This window comes from Vicinamibacteria bacterium (assembly GCA_035570235.1).
Taxonomy (GTDB): domain Bacteria; phylum Acidobacteriota; class Vicinamibacteria; order Fen-336; family Fen-336; genus DATMML01.
The window spans coordinates 82,784-106,100 of sequence record DATMML010000103.1; the positions used below are offsets into that span (position 1 = coordinate 82,784).

Below are 23,317 nucleotides of genomic sequence, written 5' to 3' on the forward strand. Positions count from 1 at the left end.
CTCACCGGGGGCCCCGCTGCGCCTCGCGCAGGCCGGCCTGCCACCAGCTCGAGGGCCCGCCCCGCCCGTCCCCCGCGGGCGCGCGGCCGGCCTGGCGGTCCCGAAAAGCGCGGATGGCGGCGGCCACCACCGCCAGCTCGGAGGCGCGCGCGGGCTCCCGGCCGGCTCCCGCGAAGGCCGTCTGCACGAAGGAGGTGTCGAAGTCCCCGGCCAAGAAAGCCGGGTGCCGCAGAACGCGCTCGAAGAACGGCAGGGTGGTCTTGGGGCCCAGGATCTTGTACTCGGAGAGGGCCCTTCGCATTCGCGCAAGCGCGTCCTCGCGGTCGCTCCCGTGGGCCACGAGCTTGGAGAGAAGGGGGTCGTAGTGGATGGGCACCTCGTACCCCTCGTAGATCCCGGAGTCGTCGCGCACCCCGGGGCCGCCGGGCACCCGCAGTCCGAGAATCCGCCCCGGGCTGGGCAGGAAGCCCGCGTCCGGATCCTCGGCGTAGACCCGGCACTCGATCGCGTGTCCGCGCTGTCTCAGGTCCTCCTGCCGGAAGGGAAGACGCTCCCCGGCCGCCACGCGGATCTGGAGCTTCACCAGGTCCTCGCCCGTCACCATCTCCGTCACCGGGTGCTCGACCTGAAGGCGGGTGTTCATCTCCAGGAAAAAGGGGTTGCGGTCCGCGTCTACCAGGAACTCGATCGTCCCGGCGTTGCGGTAGCCGACCCGCCTCACCAGGGCCACCGCCAGCTCTCCCATCCGCGCCCGCAGCTCGGGGGTGACGAAGGGGGAGGGGCTCTCCTCGATCACCTTCTGGTGGCGCCGCTGGATGGAGCACTCCCGCTCGAAGAGGTGAACGGCGTTGCCGTGGTGGTCGGCCAGGATCTGGATCTCGATGTGCCGGGGCTTGAGGATGGCCTTCTCAAGGTAGAGGGCGTCGTCTCCGAAGGCGTTCTTGGCCTCGCTGCGGGCGCGGGCGGCGGCCGCGCTGAGGTCGGCCTCCCTCTCCACCAGGCGCAAGCCCTTGCCCCCGCCCCCCGCCGCCGCCTTCAGCATGACGGGGAAGCCGATCTTGGCCGCCTCCGCCCGGATGGTGGCGTCGTCGGGGATAGGGGTGAGCGTCCCCGGAACCACCGGCACCCCCGCCTCCTTCGCCGCGCGGCGGGCCGAGGTCTTCTCGCCCATGAGGGCAATGGTCTCGCTGCGGGGCCCGATGAAAACGAGGCCGGCCTCCTCGCAGGCGCGGGCGAAGGCCGCGTTCTCGGCCAGGAAGCCGTAGCCGGGATGGATGGCCTCCGCCCCCGTCTTCCGCGCCGCCTCCAGCACCCGCTCCCCCCGCAGGTAGGACTCCCGCGACGGGGCTCCGCCCACCGGGTGGGCCTCGTCCGCCCGCTGGACGTGGAGGGCGGCGCGATCGGCCTCGGAGTAGACAGCCACGCTCGCGATGCCCATCTCCCGGCAGGCCCGGATCACCCTGACCGCGATCTCCCCGCGGTTGGCGACCAGGATCTTCTTGAACGGAGGCTTCACAGGGGGATGTTGCCGTGTTTCTTGGGCGGATTCTGGTCGCGCTTGGTCTTGGCCATCTCGAGGCCGGTGATGATCTTGAGGCGGGTCTGCCGAGGCTCGATCACTTCGTCGATGAAGCCCCGGTCCGCGGCCGCGTAGGGGTTCGCGAACTTCTCGCGAAACTCCTGGACCTTCTGGGCGCGGAGGGCCTCGGGGTCGCTGGCCTTGCCGAGCTCGCGGCGATAGAGCACGTTCACCGCCCCCTCCGGCCCCATGACCGCGATCTCGGCCGTGGGGTAGGCCAGGTTCAGGTCCGTGCGGATGTGCTTGCTGGCCATCACGCAGTAGGCCCCGCCGTAGGCCTTGCGGGTGACGACGGTGATCTTGGGCACGGTGGCCTCCGCGAAAGCGAAGAGCAGCTTGGCCCCGTGCCGGATGATCCCCCCGAACTCCTGGGCGGTGCCGGGCAGGAAGCCGGGCACGTCCTCGAAGGTCACGAGGGGGATGTTGAAAGCGTCGCAGAAGCGCACGAAGCGCGCGCCCTTGACGGAGGCGTCGATGTCCAGGCAGCCGGCCAGCACCGCGGGCTGGTTGGCCACGATCCCCACGCTGCGGCCCCCGAAGCGGCCGAACCCCACCACGATGTTCTGGGCGAAGTGGGCGTGCACCTCCAGGAAGCGGCCCTCGTCGGTCACGGCGGTGATGAGCTTCTTGATGTCGTAGGGCTTGTTCGCCTCCGGGGGAATCAGGGTGTCGAGGGCGGGATCCTCGCGCTCGGAGGGGTCCTCGGTAGCGTGCGCGGGGGCCGGCTCGAGGTTGTTGGAGGGGAGGTAGGAGAGCAGCTCGCGGATGAGGCCGAGGCACGCCCGGTCGTCGTCCACCGCGAAGTGGGCCACCCCCGAGCGCGCATTGTGGGTCATGGCCCCGCCCAGGTCCTCCTTGCTCACCTCCTCGTGGGTGACGGTCTTGATCACGTCGGGGCCAGTCACGAACATGTAGGAGGTGTCCTTCACCATCACGTTGAAGTCGGTGATGGCGGGGCTGTAGACGGCCCCCCCCGCGCAGGGGCCCAGGATGGCGGAGATCTGGGGGATCACCCCCGAGGCCAGGGTGTTGCGGAGGAAGATGTCGGCGTAGCCGCCGAGCGAGGCCACGCCCTCCTGGATGCGCGCGCCCCCGGAGTCGTTGAGCCCGACCACGGGGGCCCCCGTCTTTAGGGCCAGGTCCATCACCTTGCAGATCTTCTTCGCGTTGGTCTCGGAGAGGCTGCCCCCGAAGACGGTGAAGTCCTGGGCGAAGACGAAGACCGGCCGGCCCTCGATGCGGCCATAGCCGGAGATGACCCCGTCCCCGGGCACCTTCTGATCGGCCATCCCGAAGTCGAGGCAGCGGTGCTCCACCAGCTTGTCCAGCTCCTCGAAGGAGCCGGGGTCGAGGAGCAGCTCCACCCGCTCGCGGGCGGTCAGCTTCCCCTCCGCGTGCTGGCGCTCTCGCCGCTCGGGACCGCCCCCTTCCTCGGCGCGGCGGACCCTTTCCCGAAGCTCGGCCAGCCGGTCCATCAGCATCCCCGCCCGGGGCCACGCGCGGGGCGGGCCGGCCGCACGCCCGGGCTCACGAGGCCCGGCACCCACAGCCCCCCCGGCCACACCCGCAGCCGCCGCCCCCGCCGGAGGAGCCCCCCCCGCCGCCCGTGAAGGCGAAGCTCGAGAGTTGTTTCTCGACCGCGTCGTTGTGGCAGGCGGGGCAGCTCACGGCCTGGCCCCAGGCCCGCACGTAGGTCTCGAAGTGGTGGGCACACTGGGCGCAGATGTACTCGTAGATGGGCATGGCCTACCTCGCGACCTTGCTGCCCATCTCCTTCTTGGCCTTCTCCCAGTCCTCGAGGAAGCGCTTCAGGCCGACGTCGGTCAAGGGGTGCTTGAGGAGGGAGGAGAAGACGCTCATGGGCATGGTGCCGATGTGGGCCCCCATCTTGGCGGCCTCCACCACGTGCATGGGGTGGCGGAGGCTGGCGGCCAGGACCTCGCACTCGAAGCGGTAGTTGCCGAAGATCGTGAGGATATCCCCCACCAGCTCCATGCCGGGGGTGGCCACATCGTCCAGCCGGCCCACGAAAGGAGAGACGAAGCGGGCCCCCGCCTTGGCCGCCAGCAGGGCCTGGGTAGGAGAGAAGATCAGGGTCATGTTGACCCGGTGGCCCTCGGCGGTGAGGGCCCGGGTGGCCTTCAGCCCCTCGGGGATGCAGGGGCATTTGACCACGATGTTCTTGTGGAGCTTGGCCCAGTGCCGGCCTTCCCGCACCATCCCCTCCGCGTCGGTGGCCACCACCTCGGCGGAGATCGGCCCGTCCACGGTCTTGCAGATCTCGAGCAGGATCTCCTCGGGTTCCCCGCTCTCCTTGGCCAGGAGGCTTGGATTTGTGGTGATGCCGTCGATCACGCCCAGGGTCACGGCTTCGCGGATCTCTTTGAGGTTCGCGGTATCCAGAAAAATCTTCATGGCTTCCTCAAGAATTAGGTCCCAAACAAATGGCGGGGGCTCTACCCGTCCCCCCAAAGCTCGCCACGGACACTAAGGGCACGGACTCAAGGCCCGTGTGTCTCAAGGAGATGATATCCCCAATCATCGCGCCGCAGGCACGCGAGTCGCCGCCCAAGTGCTGCAAACACCATACTTGCGCCATGGACCGCCCCCCGGTGAGAGGGAGAGGGGCGACGGCCCCCGCCGGGGCGACGGGCGGACCGCGGAGGCGGCGGAGGAGGCTCCGCGCGGTGGGCCGGCAGAGCCCGGCACCCGCCCGCTTCTCCCTGCTCTTGCGACTCGGATTCCCCCCATTCGAGGGTTCCATCGGGGCCGAGAGGCATCCTGCTTTCCGGACCAGGCATCCTCCGTCCCGGACAGGGGCGGAAGCACGTCCCCGGAAGTCCTTATCGTGCTTCGCGAGCGCGCCTGGCAGCCCTCTTGCTAAGCTATGCGTGTCATGCCGACCAGAGTCAGCTCCAAGAGCGCGGTTTTAACCCTGCGCGTCCTCATCCTCGGCCTCGCTTTGGCGGCCAGGCTGGAGGCGCAACCGAGCGATCCGCACGGCGCCTTCCGGGTTATCGTGAATGCGAAGGCCAGTGGACGAAGTATCGCCCGAGACGTTTTGGCCCAGATCTATCTCGGAAAGGTCCAGCGCTGGAGCGATGGCGTTCCCATCGTGGCCGTGGACCTCTCCGGCACGTCTCCCGTCCGTCGCGCGTTCTGCGAGCAGCTCCTCGGCATGTCGGTGGAAGCGGTGAGGGTCTACTGGCTGCAGACCGTGTCTTCAACCGGCAAGCGGCCACCCCTCACCAAGCCCTCCAACGAGGATGTCATCGCCTTCGTGGCCAGCAAACCGGGCGGGGTCGGGTACGTTTCCTCCGCGACACCCCTTCCGGAAACGGTGCGGGAAGTCGCTGTTCACTGAGAAAGCGGCAGTTGGGCACGTGGCGGGCGACGACCGGGGCCTGTCGGGTGCTGTTCCGGGGGGACAAGGGGTTCTCGGCGGAGGTCCCCAAGGTCGAGCGGCCCGGATCCCGCCTGTGATGTCCGGGGAGAAGACCATCCTGGTCTCCCGGACGGCGATCCCAAGGAGCCCCCTTGGCGCCGCTCTGTTGCTCGCCCTTTCCAGCGGGGCGTGCAGTGAGAGCCGCGAGATCGCCGTGAACTCCTGGTTCCAGATCCGGGCCAAGCAGCCGGTGGTGAAGGGCATCGTTTCCTTCGGCCCCGGGCCGACCCAGTCTTACCGCATACGCTCGACATGGGGGTGGAGGGAGGTGGCGCACGGGAGCTTCGGTTGCGTCATGAGGCTTCGCCGGGACACCGCGGTTCTGTTCTCTCCGTCACCATCTGACCCGCTCCGTATCCTTTATGAAGGGGAGGCAGAGAGCCGGCCGATTCCCGACCTCCTGGGGAGCGATGGCCGGCTCTCCGTGCCGCCCGACGGTGCTTTCATCGACTCTCTTCGGTGTATGGCCGGGAAGTCCGCCGTGAGCTGCGAGGAAATGGGCTTCAGGCGCTACGACGTCGCGTTGCGCACCGTGAGCACGGCGAGCCTCCCCAAAGCGCCGCCCGGGAACGCCTACCTGCCGCCTTGGGTCTTTGCCTACGATGCGGAGGACACGCCCTACTTCATGAGTCGCCCCCCCCTAGGCGAGCTGGGTGATTCCTCGTGCCTGCTCGTGGCCCTGGGTCCGTCAGGACTTCGTTCCTGGACCGCCCCCCCGGCCTCGAGATGGGGATGTCCCGATGCCAGGGCCTGGTCAGGGACAACCGGACGGGCGCTTCGGGAGCCGAAGGCCTTCGGGGGCTTCTTCGGCACTCCACCCCAGACGATCCCTCCGTAATTGGGGAGAGCGCGCGGGTCGGGCTTCCCGAGCCCCTCGCACCCCGCGACGGGTATCATCCCCGCGTGGACCTGGCCATCGTTGACGCGCAGATCTGGACGGGGGACCCCAAGCAGCCCGAGGCCGAGGCCCTGGGCATCTCGGGCTCGAGGATCGTGGCTGTCGACACCACGGCCGCGATCCTCGGTCTAGCCGGACCCCGCACCCGGAAGATCGACGCGGGCCGCAAACGCGTGGTCCCCGGCTTCAATGATGCCCATGTGCACTTCTACATGGGCGGCGACTCCCTCGCCGGCGTCGACCTGCGGGGGGCGACCTCGGCCCGCGAGCTCAGTGACCGCCTGGCCGCCTTCGCGAAGACGCGCCCGAGGGGCGAATGGATCCTGCACGGCAGCTGGGACCACGAAGCCTGGACACCCCCCCTGCTGCCGACCCGCGAGCTGATCGACGACGCGACCCCGGACCACCCGGTCTTTGTAAGTCGGCTGGACGGGCACATGGCGCTCGCCAACGCCCTCGCCATGAAACGGGCGGGCGTCGATGGGGGAGCGGCGGATGTGGCGGGCGGCGAGATCGTCCGCGACGCCCTCGGCCGCCCCACGGGCGTGTTCAAGGACGCCGCCCAGAACCTCGTCGATCGGGTGATCCCGATCCCCTCTCGGGAGCGGGTGCTCGAGGCGATCCGGGCCGCCCAGGCCCTGGCCTCACGGAACGGAGTCACCAGCGTGCAGGACATGGGCGTCCTGGGCACCCACGGCGCGGAGACGATGGCCGAGGTGGTGAGAACCTATCGGAGCCTGCTTCGCGCGGGGGAGCTCAGGGTGCGCGTCTCCGCCCACCTCCCGCTCCCCGAGTGGCGGCGACTGGCCGAGGCCGGCCTCCGGGTGGAGGACGGAGGCGAAATGCTGCGGGTCGGCGCCGTCAAGAGCTTTCTCGACGGCTCCCTCGGCTCGACCACCGCTTGGTTCGACGAGCCCTACGCCGACGCGCCGGGGACCTGCGGCACGCCCAGCGACGAGATTCTCGACCCGGAGCAGCACTACCGCAACATGCGCGAGGCCGACGCCGCGGGCCTGCGCATCGCCCTCCATGCGATCGGTGACCGTGCCAACGGCGTCGCGCTCGACCTCTGGCGCCGGCTCGCCGCGGACAACGGGCCGCGCGACCGCCGCCCCCGCATCGAACACGCCCAGCACTTGCGGCCCGCGGACGTCGCGCGCTTTGCCCAGGGCGGCGTGATCGCGTCCATGCAGCCGTACCACTGCCTGGACGACGGTCGCTGGGCCGACAAGCGCATCGGCGCCGCGCGGGCCCGATTCACCTACGCCTTCCGATCGCTGATAGACGCGGGGGCGGTCGTGGCCTTCGGGTCGGACTGGTCGGTCGCGCCCATGAACCCGCTGCTGACCATCTACGCCGCGGTCACGCGGCGGACGCTCGACGGGCAGCACCCCGATGGCTGGGTCCCCGAGCAGAAGGTGAGCGTGGCGGAGGCGGTGCGCGCCTGCACCTACCAGGGCGCCTACGCGTCCGGGGAGGAAGAGCTCAAGGGAACGCTCGCGCCCGGGAAGCTGGCAGATCTGGTGGTGCTCTCCGACGATATCTTCTCCATCGAGCCCGGGGCCATCCGGGACGTCAGGGTGGACATGACGATCTTCGACGGGAGGGTCGTCTTCGAGCGGTCGTGAGGCCTCGGCCGCCCGCTCCTGAGCGTGCCCGCGGGGTGGGTTCCCGAGGGAGGAGAGCAGCGACGGAAACAACATCCCGTTCGACCACCGGGAATGGGACGGAGGGGCCTCAGGGACGATTCGCCTCCGCGGGGTTCGAGGAGCCGCTCTCGTTGCCGCTCTTGTCCACCGCGGTCAGGGTGTAGCGGTAGGAAACCCCCGGCGCGGCGCCCTTGTCTTCGAACCGGGTCTGGCCCCCGGGGACGGTCGCGAGAAGGGTGGGCTCGGCGCCGCCCGTGGACCGGTACAGGCGATAGACGTCCAGATCCGTCTCCGGGGACGGGCTCCAGGTGAGCTCGATCAGGCCCTCCCCGGCGAGAGCGGTGAGGCCCACCGGGGGGGCGGGAGGCGTGATGTCCTTGACCAGAACGCAGACCTCCTCCGAGGCCGCACTCTCCGCCACGGGGTCCGTGGACGCCACCGCCCGCACCACGTAGCACGCGGTCTGATCCATGGGGGGGGCGGCGTCGAGGAACTCGCGGGCCTCCGTGGGAAGCGGGAAGAGGGGACGGCCATAGGCCCCGTCGCTCGCCCGACGGTACACCCAGAAGCCGCCCGCAAACGGGGGCGGCGTGGGCGGGGGGCTCGGGGACGGGGCGGGGGCGGCCGAGCCGGCGGGGCTGGGCGAGGTGAGGGGAGGAGCAGCCGGGGGGGAGGCGGGGGGTGTGGCCGGAAGGGACGCCACGGGTGAGGGCGAGGGCCGCGGCAACGTCGGGGGCGCGCCCGGGGGCGGCGCCACGGGCGACGGCGAGGGCCGCGGCTGGACGACCGGCTTCGGCCCGCGCCACGCGAGGGCCACTCCTTCCCCCGTCAGAGTGGCGGTGAGCGCCTTGGGGGCGGCCGGTATGGGCTGGACGGTGAGGGTCGCGATCGCACCCCGCACCGATGGACGCCCCCGCACGATGGCCCGCACCGTCGCGCGCACGGTGGTCTCGGGCGCGGGTAAGGGACCGACCTCCACCAGCGTTTCCCCCGGGGCGGCCGACCGCCGATGGCGAACGCTGACCTTCTCCAGATCGCCGGGGGCGTCGGCCCGCAGGATCTCCAATTGGAGGACGGGTAGGGGCCCGCCGTCGGTGGCCGCCCGCGGCGCCGCGTAGGTGAGCTCTAGCTGGTCGCCGCGCTGGGCGAGGTGAACGCTGGTGACGGGCGGCGGGACCCGGCGCAGGGGCGGGAGGGGATTCCCTCTCTTTCCGCAGGAGGGAAGGAAGAGAGCGAGCAGAGCGAGGGAAAGGCGGATACGCCGTTGCGGGCCGCGGGAGCGCATCGGGGGAGCGTACCTATAGGATGAACCGGCTCAGGTCCTGGTCCTTGACCAGCGGCTCCAGCTTGCGGCGCACCTCGGGAGCATCGATCACGACCGTGCGGGCGCCCCGCCCCCCGCCCTCGAACGAGACCTCGTCCAGCACGGTTTCCAGGATCGTGGCCAGACGGCGGGCCCCGATGTTCTCCGTGGCCTCGTTCACCTCCATCGCGAAGCGGGCCATCTCCCGGACGGCCTCGTCCGTGAAGCGGAGGTCGACCTCCTCGGTGGAGAGGAGGGCGCGATACTGCTCGACGAGGGCGCTCTTGGGCTCGGTCAGGATGCGCACCAGGTCTTCCTCGCCCAGGGGGGTGAGCTCCACCCGGATGGGGAAGCGGCCCTGCAGCTCGGGGATGAGGTCCGTGGGCTTGCTCACGTGGAAGGCGCCCGCGGCGATGAAGAGGATGTGGTCGGTGCGCACGGCTCCGTACTTGGTGGAGATGGTGGTGCCCTCCACGATGGGCAGGATGTCGCGCTGCACGCCCTCGCGGGACACGTCGGGGCCGGCGCCCCCCTCGCGGCCCGCGATCTTGTCGATCTCGTCCAGGAAGACGATGCCCGCGGCCTGAACCCGCTCCACGGCCAGCCGGGCCACGTGCTCGGCGTCCACGAGCCGGCTCTCCTCTTCCTGGCGAAGCACGTCCCGCGCCTCCCCGAGGGGTAGCGCCCGCCGCCGGGTTTTGCCGCCAAAGAGGCCCGGGAGCAGATCCTTGACGTTGATGTCCATTTCCTCCACGCCCTGGTTGGAGAGGATCTGGAAGGTGGGGAAGCTCCGGTCCTGGACCTCGATTTCCACCGTGCGCTCCTCGAGCTGTCCGGCCCGGAGCTGGGCCCGGAGCTTCTCGCGGGTGGCGCGGAAGGAGTCGCGGGCGCGGCTGGCCGCCTGCGCCGCCTCCGGGGTCTCGGGCGGGGAGGGAGACCGCGGGGGCGGCAGGAGGAGGTCGAGGAGGCGGTCCTCGGTCTGGGCTTCCGCCTTCTCCCGAACCTCCGCCAGTTTCTCGCGGCGCACCAGGTCCACCGCCGCCTCCGTGAGGTCGCGGACGATGGAATCCACGTCGCGGCCCACGTATCCCACTTCCGTGAACTTGGAGGCCTCCACCTTCAGGAACGGGCTCCCGGAGAGACGGGCCAGGCGGCGGGCGATCTCCGTCTTCCCCACCCCCGTGGGCCCGATCATGAGGATGTTCTTGGGCGTGATCTCCGCCGCCACCTCCGGGGGCAGGCGCTGCCGGCGCATCCGGTTGCGGAGTGCGATGGCCACCGCGCGCTTGGCCGCGGCCTGTCCCACCACGTGGCGGTCCAGCTCGGCCACGATCTCGCGGGGGGAGAGGGCATCGAGGGTTCGCAGCTCCTCGCTGGCGGCCGGGAGGCGGATGGGCATCTAGAGGCTCTCCACCAGGATGGAGTCGTTGGTGTAGATGCAGATGCCGGCCGCGATCTTCATGGCCTCGAGGGCGAGGCGGGCGGCGTCCATCTCTGTGTGGCGGGCGAGGGCGCGGGCGGCGGCGAGGGCGAAGGGGCCGCCGCTCCCCACCGCGATCAGTCCGTCGTCGGGGGTGATCACGTCCCCCGCTCCCGAGAGGAGGAAAGAGGAGTCCCGGTCGGCCACCACCAGGAAGGCCTCCAGCCTCCGCAGGACGCGGTCCGTCCGCCAGTCCTTGGCCAGCTCCACCGTGGCCCGCTCCAGGCTGCCCCGGAACTCCTCGATCTTGGCCTCGAACTTTGCGAAGAGGGCCATGGCGTCGGCGGTCGAGCCCGCGAAGCCGGCCAGGACCTGGCCGTTGTGGAGGCGGCGGATCTTGCGGGCCGTGTGCTTCACCACCGTTTGGCCCAGCGTGACCTGACCGTCGCCCGCGATCGCGCAGCTGCCCTTCACGCGCACGGCCAGGATCGTGGTCCCGTGGGGGGTGGTGTCGCTGTTCATGGGGAGGGCTCGGGTACGGACCGAAAAGCTTAGTATAGGGGGGGGCGTCGGGGCGGGTCAACGAAGCGGGGGGCCCTGATCCCCCGGGAGGTCGTGGGTGGGCCTGAAGTCGCTGGCGCTCGTCTCCGGACTCTACGACCTCGCGCTCGCCCTGCCCATGCTGGTGGCGGCACCCCGTCTGGCCGAGCTCTTCGGTGCGCCTCCTCCCGTGCCCCTCCTCAACGCCCAGCTCAACGGCATCTTCACCCTGACCCTCGCCGTGGGCTACTTCTGGGCGGCCCGGGACCCCGAGGCGCGGCGCGGCTACTTCTGGGTGGCGGGTGTCCTGGCCAAGGGGTTGGGGGCCGCCCTCTTCGTGCTCGACCACTTCACGGAGGGCTCGCCCGCCGCCTTCCTCCTCTTCGCGGCCACGGACGGGACCCTGGCCCTCGCCACCCTGGCCCTGCTCTGCCGCCGCCGGGCCTAATACTCGACGTACTCGATCCGACGGTGCAGCTCCTCGGGCGCGATCTTGCCCGCGGCCCGGTCGTCCAGCTCCTTCTTGCGCACGCGCACCACCAGGGTCCGCAGCGGACGCGCGATCACGAAAGGGGACCCGGGGACGAAGTCCACCGCCACCACCACGGACTCCTCCGGGCGCACGATCCGCAGGCTGTGACCCTGGCCTTCGAGCGCGCTGGTGACGGCGGCGCGGACATCGGAGATGACCTGCCCGGGGCCGCGGGTGTCCTCCGGGCCCTCGGACTCGAACCAGAAGCGCCAGGGGGGCGGGATGGGCGGGGGGACGGGACCGGAGGGCGGCGAAGGGGCGGGGGGCGGCCCCAACCGGATCTGGATCTCCTGCGTGAACTCCTCGAGGTCGTGCTCGGCCTTCTGTCGGTCACGCTCCGCCTGACGCTGCAGGTCTTCCGCCTGCTCCACCATAGTCTTCACGTCTTGCTCCCGCAGCTCGGCTTCGTCGGTGCGGCCTTGCTGGGCGAGACTCTGGGCCTCACGCTGCAGCCGTCGCTGCTCTTGGCGGAGCCGCGCCACCCCCGTCTGCGCCCGCCCCCGCATGATGAAGACGCGCCCTTCCTCGGGGAGGGCGCGGGGGGCGAGGATGAAGACCGCGCCCATGCCTTTGAGGTGGTAGGCCCGGCAAGAATCTCCCCCCAAGACGAGGCTCGTCCCGCTTCGGCTCACCTTGGCCACCGCCCCTACGAGAGCGGACTGCACGGCCTGGAGGTCGGCGCGCGGATCGGGGGTCGCCTGAGCGAAGGCCCGCGCGGGAAGGACAAGGAGCGCCGTCGCCAGGGCGGCGGCGGGGGCAAGACGCCAGGGCATGGTCATCACCTCTTCTGTGCGGCCTCAAGCACGTAGCCCATGAGCTCGGTGGTGCGGGCCACTTGCTGTCCGTTCTTGCCGTCCAGATAGGAGAGGCCCGCGCTGATACGGGCCATATCGTACCGGCGCTGGGCTTCCTTCTTCGCGGTCCAGTCCTCCAGGCTCGCGCGCAGGAGCTCCCCCTGACGCAACTCGCTCTTCTGGATCATCTCCTCGACCTGGGGCAGGACCGCCGGCTCGGCACGCGGGGCGGCCGAGAGCGTGGCCTGCAGGGCCTGGATCTCTTCGTGGTGGCGGGCGTCCTGCTCGGCGAGCAGCCGCCGCAGATCCCGGTCTCCGCTCCCCAGGCGGATGGCGAGCTGGCCCTTCTCGTAGCGCACCTCGGAGCCGGAGAGGCCGAAGGCCGCGCCCACGGCCAGGAGGAGGACGGCGGCCGCGGCCAGGAACCGGGAGGGGGCGGAGCGGGGCCGCACGGTCTTCCGCAGACCCTCCGGAACCTCCCAGGCCGCGAGCTGCCCGCGAAGGCCGCGCAGGGCCGCCATCTCCTCGCGGCAGGTGGAGCAAGCCGCCAGATGCTCCTCCACGCGCTCGCGGGTGGCGGGGTCAGCCTCCCCGTAGAGCACGTCCAACCTCTCGTCACGAAGAACGCTGCATTCCATAGCCGTCTCTCCTCGTCCTTTAGGGCGTGGGGGCGGGCAGGGGCGTCGTGCCCCGCAGGCCCTGGTGCTCGAGCCTCTGCCGGAGCTGTCCGAGCCCGCGGTAGAGCCGTGTCTTCACCGTCGACAGCGGCACGTCGAGGACCTGCGAAATCTCGAGGAACGTGAGCTCTTGGTACTCCTTGAGCACGATCACCTCGCGCTGCTCCTCGGGCAGCGCCGCCACCGCCGCCGCCACCGTCCGGCACACCTCTCGCCTCTGAAGCAGATCGAGCGCGCTCGGCCGGGCCTCGGGGAGCGATTCCCCGCCCTCCTCCAACTCATCGAGGCTCACGAGCGTCCTTCCCTTTCGTCGACGGACCCGGTCCCGGCAGAGGTTGAGGGCGATCTGGTAGAGCCAGGAGGAGAAGCGGGCCTCCTTCTTGAAGGTTCCGAGGCCGCGGTAAGCCTTAAGGAAGGCCTCCTGGCACAGGTCGCGGGCCTCTTCTTCCGAACCCACCAGCCTGTAGATAGCGCCTCGAATCTTCCTCTCCCATCGCACCAGCAGCTCATCGAACGCAGACCACTCCCCGGCCAGACACGCTTCCACCAGCGCTTCATCGGTGCGCCCCATGTCCCTCCGCATCAGATAGGACGCGGTGTGGCTGGTAAGAGTCCAATATTCTGTCTATAGACAGATTCAGGATGCTCGCGGATGATGCTCTCTGTAAATCTGCAGTATATGTCGAGCATCCACATGGGTGTATCTCTGGGTGGTCGAGAGGCTGCTATGCCCCAGAAGCTCTTGAATCGTACGCAGATCCGCGCCCCGCTCCAAGAGATGGGTCGCGAAGCTGTGGCGGAGCGTGTGGGGGCTCATCTTCTTTGCCAGGGCCGTCTCCCCCAGCCGCCTGCTGAAGATCATACGAATACTTCTATCTGTCAATCGCCCCCCGCGGAGGTTGACGAAGAGGGCGTCGGTCCGTGGCTGGGCGCGCGAGCGGGCGGGCAGGTAGGCCATGAGAGCGGCCCGGGCGACGGTGCCGAACGGGACGACCCGCTCCTTTCTCCCCTTTCCCAGGACTCGGACCAGCCGCGCGTCGAGATCCACCTCGCCCAGGTCCAGGCCCACGAGCTCGGCGCATCGGATCCCGGTGGCATAGAGGAGCTCCAAGATGGCGCGGTTCCTGAGCGCCCCGTCGGTCACTCCGGGCAGGTCCAGGAACGCGGCCACCTCCGCTTCCTCGAGGTGGGCGGGGATCCGACGCTCGGTGCGGGGCGACAGCAGGGCCCGGGCCGGGTTCCGCTCCACCGTCCCCTCGCGGCAGAGGAAGCGGAAGAAGGTCCGCAGGCTGGCCAGCTTCCGGGCCGCGGTCGCCTTCTTGACCCCCCGCTCATGGAGGTGGGCCAGGAAGGAGCGTATGAGGAGGTGATCGACGTCTCGCGGGTGGGCCTCCCTCCCCACGGCCGCCCGCAGGTGGGCGCGGAACTGTTTGAGATCCTCCCCGTAGGCGCGGACGGTGTGGGGGGAGGCGTTTCGCTCGTCCTCAAGGTGCCGGAGGAACGCGGCCACCGCTCGCTGCATGAGAGGGCCTAGACGGTGGTGGCGGCCCGGGGCGCGGGGGTTGCTACGCCCTCCTGGAGCCGCGGAGCGAACCGTCGCAGGCTGTCCAGGGCTCGCTGCGCCATGGCCAGGCGCTTGCGCGCCTTGTCCCGGATGCGGACGGGAAGGTCGGGCAGCAAGCCGAAGGCAATGTTGGTGGGCTGATAGTGGCGGGGATCGCTCCGGGCGATGTAGCGGCCGAGCGCTCCCAGGGCGGTGTCTTCCGGGAAGACGGGGGGGGCGCCGCCCTGGGACCGGAAGGCGGCGCCGATGCCCGCCATGAGTCCGGAGGCCGCGGATTCGACGTATCCCTCGACCCCCGACATCTGACCCGCGAAGAAGAGGCCCGGGCGCCGCCGGGTCTCGAAGGTGGGCTCGAGGGTGGCGGGGGCGTTGACGTAGGTGTTCCGGTGGATCATCCCGTGGCGCACGAACTCCGCCCCCTCCAGGCCGGGGATCATCTGAAAGACGCGCTTCTGCTCGCCCCACTTGAGCTGGGTCTGGAAGCCCACGATCGAGAAATGGCTGGCCGCCAGGTTGTCCTGGCGGAGCTGGACCACCGCGAAGGGGCGGGCGCCCGTGCGGGGGTCGTTGAGGCCCACCGGCTTCAGGGGGCCGAAGCGCAGGGTCTCGGGGCCCCGGCGGGCCATGACCTCGAGCGGGAGGCAGCCCTCGAAGAAGAGCTCGTGCTCGAAGTCGTGGAGGGTGGCGCACTCGGCCGCGATCAGGGCCTCCTGGAAGGCGTGGTACCCAGCCTCCGTAAGGGGGCAGTTCACGTAGTCATCCCCCCCCTTGCCGTAGCGCGAGGCTCGGAAGGTCTTGCTGAAGTCGATGCTCTCCGCCTCCACGACCGGGCTCACCGCGTCATAAAAGTAGAGGTGGGCCTGGCCCACGAAAGCGGCCACGTCCTGGGCCAGCGCCTCCGAGGTCAAGGGCCCGGTGGCCACGATCGAGACGGGTGCGTCGGGGATGCGGAGCACCTCGTCCCGATGGATGGTGACCCCGGGTAGGGCGTTCACGGCCGCGGTGACCCTTTCCGCGAAGAGACCGCGGTCGACCGCGAGCGCACTCCCCGCCGGCACCCGGACCTCGTCCGCCACCCGGATGATCAGGGAGTCCAGCCGCCGCATCTCCTCCTTGAGGAGGCCGGCCGCCTGGTCGAGCGCGTTCCCCCGCAGGCTGTTCGAGCAGACGAGCTCGGCCAGGTTAGAGGTCTGGTGAACCGGGGTGGGGCGGGTGGGCCGCATCTCGTGGAGCTCCACCTTTACCCCGCGCCGGGCCAGCTGCCACGCGGCCTCGCTGCCCGCGAGGCCGCCCCCGACGATCGTCACCGGCGAGCTCATCTTCGAAACAGTATAGCGCCCCCCGAAGGGAGGGGTGGAGCCTAGGCGGGCGCGCTCAAGCCGCGCGCTTGTAGTGGCAGGCCTCGTTGCCGCAGAAGACGACCTTGCCCTCTTTCTTGGTCTCTTTCTCGAGAAGGTAGGGGCGGCCGCAGTCCGGGCAGGGCTCGGGGATGGGCTTGTGGTAGGCCGTGAACTTGCACTCCGGGTAGCGCCGGCAACCATAGAAGAAGCGCCCCCAGCGTCCCTTTCGCTCCACCACTTGGCCCTGGCCGCAGTCCGGGCACAAAAGGCCTATCTCCCGGGCTTCCTTCTTCTTGATGTACTTGCAGGTGGGATAGTTGCTGCAGGCGATGAAGGCCCCGAAGCGCCCCCGGCGCCACATGAGGTCGTTGCCGCAGGCGGGGCACTTCTCCTCGATGGGAGCCAGGACTTCCACCTGGAGCTTGCCCCCCTCTCCCCGCACCAGGCGCTTGGTCTCCTTGCACTCCGGGTAGCGCGTGCAAGCCAGGAAGGGGCCGAACCGGCCCTTCTTCAGGACCATGGGGTTGCCGTCCTTGGCGCAGACCGCCTGGGCCACGTCCTCGTGCACATCGGGAGAGTCGGTCCCCTCCCCGCCCGCGAGCTGGCGGGTGTTCTTGCACTCGGGATAGGCGGAGCAAGCCAGGAACTTCCCGTAGCGGCCCCACTTGATCACCATGGGAGAGCCGCACTTGTCGCAGACCTCGTCCGTCTTCTCCTCCATCCGCTTGATGTCCTTCATGTCGCGGTTGGCGTTGTCGAGATCCTTCTTGAACTTCTTCCAGAACTGGTTCAGGGTGTTGAGGAGGTTGTCCCGCCCCTCCTCTATCTCGTCGAGCTCCAGCTCCATGGCCGCCGTGTACTCGACGTTCATGATGTCGTGGAAGTGCTGGACCAGGAGATCCGTGACCAGAAACCCGAGCTCGGTGGGGTAGAGCTTGCCCTCCCGCTTCTCCATGTACTCGCGGGCTTCGATGGTGGAGATGATGGAGGCGTAGGTGCTGGGACGCCCGATCCCGTTCTCCTCCATCTCCTTCACCAGGCTGGCCTCGCTGAACCGGGGCGGGGGCTGGGTGAAGTGCTGGTCGGTGTCGAGCTTCTTCAGCTCGAGCACATCGCCCACGGCCAGGGGCGGCAGCACGGCCCCCCCCGTCTCCGGCTCCCCATCCTCTCCGGCCGGGGCGGGGGGCCGGGTGTCCACCTTCTCCTCCCCGGTCTCCTCGTAGACGGCCAGGAATCCCTTGAATCTCAGGTTGGAGCCCTTGGCCCGCAGCAGGTACGGCCCGGCCGTGATGTCCACCACCGTCTCGTCGTAGACCGCGGGACGCATCTGGGAGGCCACGAAGCGGTTCCAGATGAGGGTGTACAGGGCCAGCTCGTCTTTGCCCAGATACTTCTTGATGGACTCGGGGTCTCGCTCGAGGTAGGTCGGCCTTATCGCCTCGTGCGCGTCCTGCGCATCCTTCTTGCTCCGGTAGAAGACCGGCTTCTCGGGTACATAGTCCTCGCCGTAGGTGGCCGCGATGTGTCCCCTCACCGCGGTCAGGGCGTCGGCGGAGACCCGCGTGGAGTCCGTCCTCATGTAGGTGATCAGGCCCTGGCTCCCCTCGGGCCCGAGCTCGATCCCCTCGTAGAGCCGCTGGGCCACCTGCATGGTCTTGCGGACGGGGAAGCGCAGCTTCTTGAAGCCCTCCTGCTGGAGCTTGGAGGTGATGAAGGGAGGAACGGGATTGCGCTTCCGCTCCTTGGGCTGGACCTTTTCCACCCGGAAGGTGGCCGCCTCCAGGTCCTTCCGAACCGCCGTCGCCCCCTCCCCGCCCCCGATCTCGAGGTTCTTCCCCTCCTTCTTTATGAGGCTGGCGGGGAAGACGGGCGGCTCTTTTGCCGCCAGGTGGGCGAGGACCGTCCAGTACTCCTCGGGGACGAAGGCCCGGATCTCCCGCTCGCGGTCGCAGATGAGCTTCAGGGCCACGGACTGCACCCGCCCCGCGGAGAGGCCCCGCCGCACCTTCTCCCAGAGGATGGGGCTCACCTTGTAGCCGACCAGGCGATCCAGGATGCGGCGCGCCTGCTGGGCGTCGACCTTCTTTTCGTCCACCTCCACCGGGTTCCGGAAGGCCTCGTCGATGGCCTTCTTCGTGATCTCGTTGAAGACCACGCGTCGGACCTTCTTCCGCGCGCGGACGCTCTTCCCCGCCAGCTCCTCCGCCAGATGCCAGCAGATGGCCTCCCCTTCGCGATCGGGGTCGGCGGCCAGGAAAATCGTGGAGGCGTCCTTGGCCGCCGCCTTGAGCTCGTCGAGGACCTTCTTGCGCGTGGCCAGGACCTCGTACTCCGCGAGGAAGCCGTGCTTGACGTCCACTCCCAGCTTCTTCTTGGGGAGGTCGCGGACGTGGCCCATGGAAGCCTTCACGCTGTAGTCGCGGCCCAGGTACTTGTTGATGGTCTTGGCTTTTGCGGGGGACTCGACAATGACTAGGTTTTTCGCCACCTTGTTGTTTCAGTTCCTCGGGAAGAGCGGGCAAAGACGTCGGCGCCGCTTCGGGCTCGCCTCCCGCCGCCAACGAGGTGTGCGGAGCAAGAGAAGCCGCGCGCGGCCCCTCTGCGCTCGAAGGCGGGGCCGGTTCCCAGGCGGATCCGGCCGCGAGATCATTCGCACATCTTGGTGCCGTGAAGGAGCGATCACCGTGCCCGGCGTCACTACGCCGAGCTTCAAGGCGAACTCCGCCGCGCTCTGAGCGCACCGCGACCCGGCGGGTCGGCCCCGGCCGCGCTCCGCCCCCGTTTGTCGCTCGATCGTCATCGGGTCAATGCTCTCATGGCTGCGTGTCACCGGCCGCTCCAAGGGTTGATCATTGTATGGGCGACCCCCTGCCTGTCAAGGTCCGGCTCTTTTTGGGAGGCAGGCGGAGTGTCCGTGTCAGGGGGCAGCGGGTGTCCCTGACGCGGGACAAAGCGGAGGCGGCCCGAAGGGCCCGGGGCCCTCATCCCGGGCCCTTGCGGCGTTCCGCGCCCCATTGTACGGTGGGAGAGCCGTGGCACCGCCCTTGCTTTCGCCGAGCGTGCCAGCTACCATCGAAGCCTTCGCTTCGAGAGAGGGCTCGTGAACGCGCTTCTTCCGCTCCTTTGGCTCCTCCTCGCACCCGCCCCGGATCCGGCCAAGAGCACGACCGGTGCCGAGGAGCTGGGATTTGGGATCGAGGTGGCCCGCAAGGGCCTCTGGGGGGAAGCCCGCTTCCGCTTCGAAAAGGCGCTGGCCCTCAACCCCGACAGCGCGGAGGCTCTGAACGACTTGGCCGTGGCCCTCGAGCAACAGGGCGAGTTCGCGAAGGCCCGCGAGAGCTACGAGAAGGCCCTGAAAAAGAAGCCGGGAAGCCTTTACATCCAGCAGAACTACGACCTCTTCCGAGAGGCCGATGACAAGCGAAACCGCAAGACCAAGAAACGTTAGCCTCCTCTTCCTGGCCGTGCTTTCGAGCGTGGCCTGCGCGAGCTTCGTGGAGGTGCCGGTGGAGACCCCCCTCTCGTCTAAGCTGGACGTGGGGGCCTTCCGCCGCGTTCTCATCGCTGGCTTCGTGACCGATCCCGGAGAGGCGGACGTGGACTTGGGTGCGGAGACCTCGCGCCTCCTCCAGAACCAGCTGCGCTCGAACACCAAGCTGCAGGTCCTCGACCCCGACCACCCGCCCCTGAACGACGCCCTCGAGAAGGTGCTGGAGAAGCTGGGACCGGGCGGCAGGTACAACAAGCAGGAGAAGGAGCAGTACCGCCTGGAGACCGACCGGGTCCTGCAGGACCCCGAGTTCTGGCGGAAGATCGGCGAGGAGTACCAGAATCCCCTGATCGTCACCGGCCGCCTGGGTTTCGAGACCCAGAACCGCTCTGGCTTCCAGCCCGAGGAGCGCGTGCTCCGCCGGCCCAACTCGAACACGGCCCAGGTCGTGCGCGGCAACCGCTACCTGGAGCGGAAGGGCTACAGCCTGAGCGCGGACTTTTACTTCGTCGACGGCCGGACCGGGCAGACCCTCCACAAGGAGAAGTTCACGGAAGAAGTCCTCTACGGGGAGGACCAGAAGATCTCCCCCCTCTCGTCGTACTTCGAGCTCATGGACCGTCTGCTGCCGAACTTCCTGGGCGTGATCTCGCCCCAGAAGATCCGCGGGACCCGGGTCCTCCTGCGATAGGAAACCCATGAACACGCACGGCGTTGCTCTCCGGAGGCTGGGGAGGGTGCTGGCTCTCCCCTTCCTTCTGAACCTGGGAGGGCCGGCGCCCGCCTCCGCCCAGTTCATCCCCTATTACGGGAAGAACAAGGTCAAGTACGACAACTTCGCCTGGCGGGTCTACAAGAGCCCCCACTTCGAGGTCTTCTACTATCCCGAGTTCGAGCAGCATCTGGCGCGGCTGGTCTCCTACCTGGAGAGCGCCTACTTGAAGCTGGCCACCGGCCTCAAGCACGAGATCTCAAACCCCATCCCCGCCATCCTCTACAAGACCCATTCCGAATTCGAGCAGACCAACCTCTTCGGCGATTTCGTTCCCGAGGGTGTCTTGGCCTTCGCGGAGCCCCTGCGGGGACGGCTCGTGCTGCCCATCGACGAGCCGCCCGATCGGCTGCAGGGACTGATCCAGCACGAGCTCACCCATATCTTCGAGTTCGACCTCATCCCGCGCTTCATGGGCTACGGGTTCGCCCAGCGGCAGATCCCCCTCTGGATCGACGAGGGCCTGGCCGACTACTTCCGCGGGATCTGGGACCCCTTGGACCTCATGCAGGTGCGCGATGCGGCCGTGACCGAGCAGGTGCCCAAGCTCTCCCGGGCCGAGTTCGAGGCCTTCAGCGGCCGGCTCGTCTACAACATGGGCCACGCCTGTTTCGAGTTCATGGAAGCCCGCTACGGAAAGGAGGGGATCCGGCAGTTCCTCTACACCCTCCGCAAGGGGATCCTGGGCGGGTCCACCGAGGACATCTACAAGCAGGCGTTTCGGACCACCCCTGAGGAGTTCGACGAGGCGTTCGACAAGTGGCTGAAGGAGCGCTTCAAGCCCTACCGCGACAAGCAGCGGCCCAGCGACTACGGAAGGGACCTCTCCCCCAACAAGGACAAGACCCCCTACACCCAGGTCTTCGGCTTCGCTCCCAGCCCTTCGGGAGAGATCGTGGCCGCCGTCACCGCCAACCGCTCGGAGGGCGAGGCCGACGTGGTGCTCCTCTCCGCCCGGGACGGGACGGTGTTCCAGAACCTGACCCGGGGCCACTCCGAGTTCGAGAACATCACCTTCAATGACGACTTCGTGGCCGGGCGCATGCTGAGCTTCGATCCCAAGGGCGACAGCGTGGCCTTCTTCGGGAGGGTGGGGAAGGGGCGGAGCCTCTTCCTGGTCTCGGTCCTGAACGGCAACGTCCTGCGCCGGGTCTCCCTCGACCTCGACGAGGCGCAGGCCCCCTGCCTGCTCCCCGACGGCCGGCACGCCCTCTTCGCCGCCCTTAAGGAAGGGGTGGCCGACATCTATCTTCTGGACATGCAGACGGGCAAGTACGAGAACCTCACCCGGGACCCCTTCTACGACGCCGACCCCCAGGTCTCCCCCGACGGCAACCTGGTCGTCTACACCAGAAGGATCAGCGGGCACGACAAGATCTTCGCCTTCCCCCTCAGTGACCCCGCCCACAAGACCCAGCTCACCTTCGGGCCCCACGACGACAACGCCCCCTCCTTCTCCACCGACGGGAAGAAGATCTTCTACTCCTCCAACGAGGACCAGGACATCTACAACGTGCGCAGCCTGGACCTGGAGACGGGGGTGATCGAGCAATACACCGACGTCCTAGGGGGCAACATGGCCCCCGCGCCCCTCAAGGGGAGGACGGGCGATCGGTTGGCCTTCATCAGCTACTTCAAGGGCGAGTATCGGCTCCAGACCAAGGACCTGAGCGAGCCCATGAAGGAGGTCGACCAGGAAGTCCAGGCCGCCTCCGAGGGATCGGTGGACTTCCAGCCCGACCTGAGCCACCAGGTGGTGCCCGAGAACAAGCGCCGCAAGCGGCTGTTCGAGGGTCTTTACCTCCAGGGCCGGCCGCCCCTCAACCTGGGGGTGACCTCGAGCGGAGACTTCTTCGGGGGCAGCCAGGTTGCGCTCACCGACGTCTTGGGCGACCACCAGTTCGTGCTGACCGCGTACTCCCTCCGGGAGTTCCGCACCTACGAGGGGACCTACATCAACCTCGCGAGCCGCCTCCACTGGGGCATCGAGGCCTTCGACACCACCCGCTTCTTCTACGCCGATCCCTACGGGGCCATTCTCACCAACTACTTCTCCCGGCAGGGCGCCATCGCGACCCAGCGTTTGACGGGCGCAAACGTAATCGGCACCTATCCCCTGGACAAGTTCCGGCGCCTGGACTTCTCGGCCGGGTTCTACCGGCTGGCCGAGGAGTTCCCCGACCCCACCACCCAAGCCCAGGTCCAGTCGCAGGCCCAGGCCTTGGGCGTTCCCTTCGTTTTGAACAACGGGAGCCTGGCGCCCATCAGCCTGACTCTCGTCTCCGAGACCACGCGCTTCGCTCCTTGGGGCCCCCTCGACGGCAGCACGTATTCGGTCGGCTACTCGGTGGCGCCCCCCATCGGCAGCTTGCTCTCCCGCCAGGTCGTCGACGTGGACGCGCGCAAGTACCTCCGATTGGGCTCCACCTCCACCCTCCTCGCCCTGCGGGCCCGGGGCTTCTACTCCACCGGCTCCAACCCCGCCATCTACTATTTCGGCGGCAACATGGAGCTTCGGGGATACCCATACCTGTCCTTCTCCGGGAACGAGGGCTTCTTCGCCAACGCGGAGCTGCGCCTGCCCCTCATCCACGCCATGCTCACCCCCATCGGCATCCTGGGTCCCGTGCGGGGCAGCCTTTACTTCGGGATCGGGGGGGCCAAGTACAAAGGTCAGCCCTACAGCTTCTCGAGCAGCGCCTCCGGGACTTCTTACGTGAACTGCATCAACCAGGGCGATCCGGCCTGCGCCTTCGGCGACCCCGTCTCCGGCTTCCATCTGGTGGACGCGCGGGCCTCGGTCGGCTACGGCCTCCAGATGTTCTTCCTGGGCTACCCCCTCCACTTCGACTTCACCAAGCTGACCGACCTCAAGGTGTACTCCAGCGGGTGGAAGTTCGACTTCTGGCTGGGGTTCGACTTCTAGGTTTGACGGCCGGTTCCACCCTGTGCTAAATTGTTGTGTTTTAGCGGGACTCTGTCGCGGGAGGCATGAGCGGTGTACGCGATCATCCGGACGGGCGGCAAGCAGTATCGGGTCCAGGCCGGGGATGTCGTCCGCGTGGAGCGCCTGGCGGCGGCGGTGGGAGCGAGCGTCACCCTGGACGACGTGCTCCTGATCGGGGACGAGGGCTCGACCCGAATCGGCGCCCCCCGGGTGGAGAACGCCTCCGTCCAGGGAACCGTGGTGGAGCAGGACCGGGACGCCAAGATCCGTATCTTCAAGTACAAGAAGCGCAAGCACTACCGCAGAACCAAGGGACACCGTCAGTCCTTCACCGCGGTCCGGATCGACCGCGTCCAGGCCTAGGGCG

At 68.7% G+C, this 23,317-nt stretch carries 21 protein-coding genes; 8 read left to right on the forward strand and 13 right to left on the reverse strand.

Features of this window, described 5'->3' with window-relative positions:
- Position 1: 1 nt before the first annotated feature.
- The 4 genes from VN461_19315 to fsa are packed head-to-tail and all read right to left on the reverse strand — an operon-like array spanning position 2 to position 3,994.
- Positions 2–1,516 (reverse strand): acetyl-CoA carboxylase biotin carboxylase subunit, encoded by a 1,515-nt coding sequence (locus tag VN461_19315; GenBank protein HXB56921.1) that lies wholly within the window; start codon positions 1,514–1,516, stop codon positions 2–4.
- Positions 1,513–3,054 (reverse strand): acyl-CoA carboxylase subunit beta, encoded by a 1,542-nt coding sequence (locus VN461_19320; protein ID HXB56922.1) that lies wholly within the window; start codon positions 3,052–3,054, stop codon positions 1,513–1,515. Before VN461_19320 ends, VN461_19315 begins: the two co-directional genes overlap by 4 nt.
- A 52-nt stretch (positions 3,055–3,106) precedes the next feature.
- Positions 3,107–3,322 carry a zinc ribbon domain-containing protein gene (locus VN461_19325; GenBank protein HXB56923.1) on the reverse strand — a complete coding sequence of 72 codons (216 nt, stop codon included), beginning with the start codon at positions 3,320–3,322 and terminating at the stop codon, positions 3,107–3,109.
- Between the two features lie 3 nt (positions 3,323–3,325).
- A complete protein-coding gene (fsa, locus tag VN461_19330; protein ID HXB56924.1) occupies positions 3,326–3,994 on the reverse strand; it encodes a fructose-6-phosphate aldolase in 669 nt (222 codons plus the stop codon).
- 481 nt (positions 3,995–4,475) lie between these two features.
- On the opposite strand from fsa, the gene VN461_19335 reads away from it, so the two are divergent.
- The 3 genes from VN461_19335 to VN461_19345 all read left to right on the forward strand — a co-directional run bounded on the left by VN461_19335 (position 4,476) and on the right by VN461_19345 (position 7,550).
- Positions 4,476–4,943: a hypothetical protein gene (locus VN461_19335; GenBank protein HXB56925.1), complete on the forward strand. Its 468-nt coding sequence runs from the start codon at positions 4,476–4,478 to the stop codon at positions 4,941–4,943.
- A 118-nt stretch (positions 4,944–5,061) separates the two neighbouring features.
- The gene (locus tag VN461_19340) at positions 5,062–5,862 is read left to right on the forward strand and encodes a hypothetical protein (GenBank protein ID HXB56926.1); all 801 of its coding nucleotides are present in this window, start codon (positions 5,062–5,064) and stop codon (positions 5,860–5,862) included.
- 65 nt (positions 5,863–5,927) lie between these two features.
- Positions 5,928–7,550, forward strand: coding sequence for an amidohydrolase (locus tag VN461_19345; protein HXB56927.1), 1,623 nt, complete (start codon positions 5,928–5,930; stop codon positions 7,548–7,550).
- Between the two features lie 109 nt (positions 7,551–7,659).
- Here the strand turns inward: VN461_19345 and VN461_19350 are convergent, their stop codons facing one another.
- From VN461_19350 to hslV, 3 genes are read right to left on the reverse strand one after another with little or no spacing between them, the layout of a single operon-like run.
- Positions 7,660–8,856 (reverse strand): fibronectin type III domain-containing protein, encoded by a 1,197-nt coding sequence (locus VN461_19350; protein ID HXB56928.1) that lies wholly within the window; start codon positions 8,854–8,856, stop codon positions 7,660–7,662.
- Between the two features lie 13 nt (positions 8,857–8,869).
- On the reverse strand, positions 8,870–10,273 hold the full coding sequence (gene hslU, locus VN461_19355) for an ATP-dependent protease ATPase subunit HslU (protein HXB56929.1): 1,404 nt from the start codon (positions 10,271–10,273) through the stop codon (positions 8,870–8,872).
- Entirely contained in the window at positions 10,274–10,816 is a 543-nt protein-coding gene (gene hslV / locus VN461_19360; protein HXB56930.1) for an ATP-dependent protease subunit HslV, read from the reverse strand.
- Positions 10,817–10,913: 97 nt separating this feature from the next.
- On the opposite strand from hslV, the gene VN461_19365 reads away from it, so the two are divergent.
- Positions 10,914–11,282, forward strand: coding sequence for a hypothetical protein (locus tag VN461_19365; GenBank protein ID HXB56931.1), 369 nt, complete (start codon positions 10,914–10,916; stop codon positions 11,280–11,282).
- Here the strand turns inward: VN461_19365 and VN461_19370 are convergent.
- The 6 genes from VN461_19370 to topA all read right to left on the reverse strand — a co-directional run bounded on the left by VN461_19370 (position 11,279) and on the right by topA (position 18,229).
- A complete protein-coding gene (locus tag VN461_19370; protein HXB56932.1) occupies positions 11,279–12,145 on the reverse strand; it encodes a hypothetical protein in 867 nt (288 codons plus the stop codon). The two genes, VN461_19365 and VN461_19370, sit on opposite strands and share 4 nt — an antisense overlap.
- Positions 12,145–12,798: a zf-HC2 domain-containing protein gene (locus tag VN461_19375; GenBank protein HXB56933.1), complete on the reverse strand. Its 654-nt coding sequence runs from the start codon at positions 12,796–12,798 to the stop codon at positions 12,145–12,147. The genes VN461_19370 and VN461_19375 overlap by 1 nt, the downstream gene beginning before the upstream one ends.
- Before the next feature lie 19 nt (positions 12,799–12,817).
- Entirely contained in the window at positions 12,818–13,408 is a 591-nt protein-coding gene (locus tag VN461_19380) for a sigma-70 family RNA polymerase sigma factor (GenBank protein ID HXB56934.1), read from the reverse strand.
- 66 nt (positions 13,409–13,474) lie between these two features.
- The gene (xerC, locus tag VN461_19385) at positions 13,475–14,359 is read right to left on the reverse strand and encodes a tyrosine recombinase XerC (GenBank protein HXB56935.1); all 885 of its coding nucleotides are present in this window, start codon (positions 14,357–14,359) and stop codon (positions 13,475–13,477) included.
- An 8-nt stretch (positions 14,360–14,367) separates the two neighbouring features.
- A complete protein-coding gene (gene trmFO / locus VN461_19390; GenBank protein ID HXB56936.1) occupies positions 14,368–15,720 on the reverse strand; it encodes a methylenetetrahydrofolate--tRNA-(uracil(54)-C(5))-methyltransferase (FADH(2)-oxidizing) TrmFO in 1,353 nt (450 codons plus the stop codon).
- A 55-nt stretch (positions 15,721–15,775) separates the two neighbouring features.
- Positions 15,776–18,229, reverse strand: a complete 2,454-nt coding sequence (gene topA, locus VN461_19395) for a type I DNA topoisomerase (protein HXB56937.1) — start codon at positions 18,227–18,229, stop codon at positions 15,776–15,778.
- A 612-nt stretch (positions 18,230–18,841) separates the two neighbouring features.
- Between topA and VN461_19400 the strand changes: the two genes are divergently transcribed.
- The 4 genes from VN461_19400 (at position 18,842) to rplU (ending at position 23,313) form a co-directional block, all read left to right on the forward strand.
- The gene (locus tag VN461_19400; GenBank protein ID HXB56938.1) at positions 18,842–19,189 is read left to right on the forward strand and encodes a tetratricopeptide repeat protein; all 348 of its coding nucleotides are present in this window, start codon (positions 18,842–18,844) and stop codon (positions 19,187–19,189) included.
- Positions 19,155–19,922 (forward strand): hypothetical protein, encoded by a 768-nt coding sequence (locus VN461_19405; GenBank protein HXB56939.1) that lies wholly within the window; start codon positions 19,155–19,157, stop codon positions 19,920–19,922. Before VN461_19400 ends, VN461_19405 begins: the two co-directional genes overlap by 35 nt.
- 7 nt (positions 19,923–19,929) lie before the next feature.
- Entirely contained in the window at positions 19,930–22,929 is a 3,000-nt protein-coding gene (locus VN461_19410) for a hypothetical protein (GenBank protein HXB56940.1), read from the forward strand.
- Positions 22,930–23,001: 72 nt separating this feature from the next.
- On the forward strand, positions 23,002–23,313 hold the full coding sequence (gene rplU, locus VN461_19415) for a 50S ribosomal protein L21 (protein ID HXB56941.1): 312 nt from the start codon (positions 23,002–23,004) through the stop codon (positions 23,311–23,313).
- Positions 23,314–23,317: the final 4 nt, after the last annotated feature.

What these genes read in the sequence shown, in the direction of transcription:
- VN461_19320 (HXB56922.1), bottom strand. Translation starts at nt 3,054, where the DNA reads ATGGACCGGCTGGCCGAGCTTCGGGAAAGGGTCCGCCGCGCCGAGGAA.
- VN461_19325 (HXB56923.1), bottom strand. Translation starts at nt 3,322, where the DNA reads ATGCCCATCTACGAGTACATCTGCGCCCAGTGTGCCCACCACTTCGAG.
- fsa (HXB56924.1), bottom strand. Translation starts at nt 3,994, where the DNA reads ATGAAGATTTTTCTGGATACCGCGAACCTCAAAGAGATCCGCGAAGCC.
- VN461_19335 (HXB56925.1), top strand. Translation starts at nt 4,476, where the DNA reads ATGCCGACCAGAGTCAGCTCCAAGAGCGCGGTTTTAACCCTGCGCGTC.
- VN461_19340 (HXB56926.1), top strand. Translation starts at nt 5,062, where the DNA reads ATGTCCGGGGAGAAGACCATCCTGGTCTCCCGGACGGCGATCCCAAGG.
- VN461_19350 (HXB56928.1), bottom strand. Translation starts at nt 8,856, where the DNA reads ATGCGCTCCCGCGGCCCGCAACGGCGTATCCGCCTTTCCCTCGCTCTG.
- hslU (HXB56929.1), bottom strand. Translation starts at nt 10,273, where the DNA reads ATGCCCATCCGCCTCCCGGCCGCCAGCGAGGAGCTGCGAACCCTCGAT.
- hslV (HXB56930.1), bottom strand. Translation starts at nt 10,816, where the DNA reads ATGAACAGCGACACCACCCCCCACGGGACCACGATCCTGGCCGTGCGC.
- VN461_19370 (HXB56932.1), bottom strand. Translation starts at nt 12,145, where the DNA reads ATGACCATGCCCTGGCGTCTTGCCCCCGCCGCCGCCCTGGCGACGGCG.
- VN461_19375 (HXB56933.1), bottom strand. Translation starts at nt 12,798, where the DNA reads ATGGAATGCAGCGTTCTTCGTGACGAGAGGTTGGACGTGCTCTACGGG.
- VN461_19380 (HXB56934.1), bottom strand. Translation starts at nt 13,408, where the DNA reads ATGGGGCGCACCGATGAAGCGCTGGTGGAAGCGTGTCTGGCCGGGGAG.
- xerC (HXB56935.1), bottom strand. Translation starts at nt 14,359, where the DNA reads ATGCAGCGAGCGGTGGCCGCGTTCCTCCGGCACCTTGAGGACGAGCGA.
- trmFO (HXB56936.1), bottom strand. Translation starts at nt 15,720, where the DNA reads ATGAGCTCGCCGGTGACGATCGTCGGGGGCGGCCTCGCGGGCAGCGAG.
- VN461_19405 (HXB56939.1), top strand. Translation starts at nt 19,155, where the DNA reads ATGACAAGCGAAACCGCAAGACCAAGAAACGTTAGCCTCCTCTTCCTG.
- VN461_19410 (HXB56940.1), top strand. Translation starts at nt 19,930, where the DNA reads ATGAACACGCACGGCGTTGCTCTCCGGAGGCTGGGGAGGGTGCTGGCT.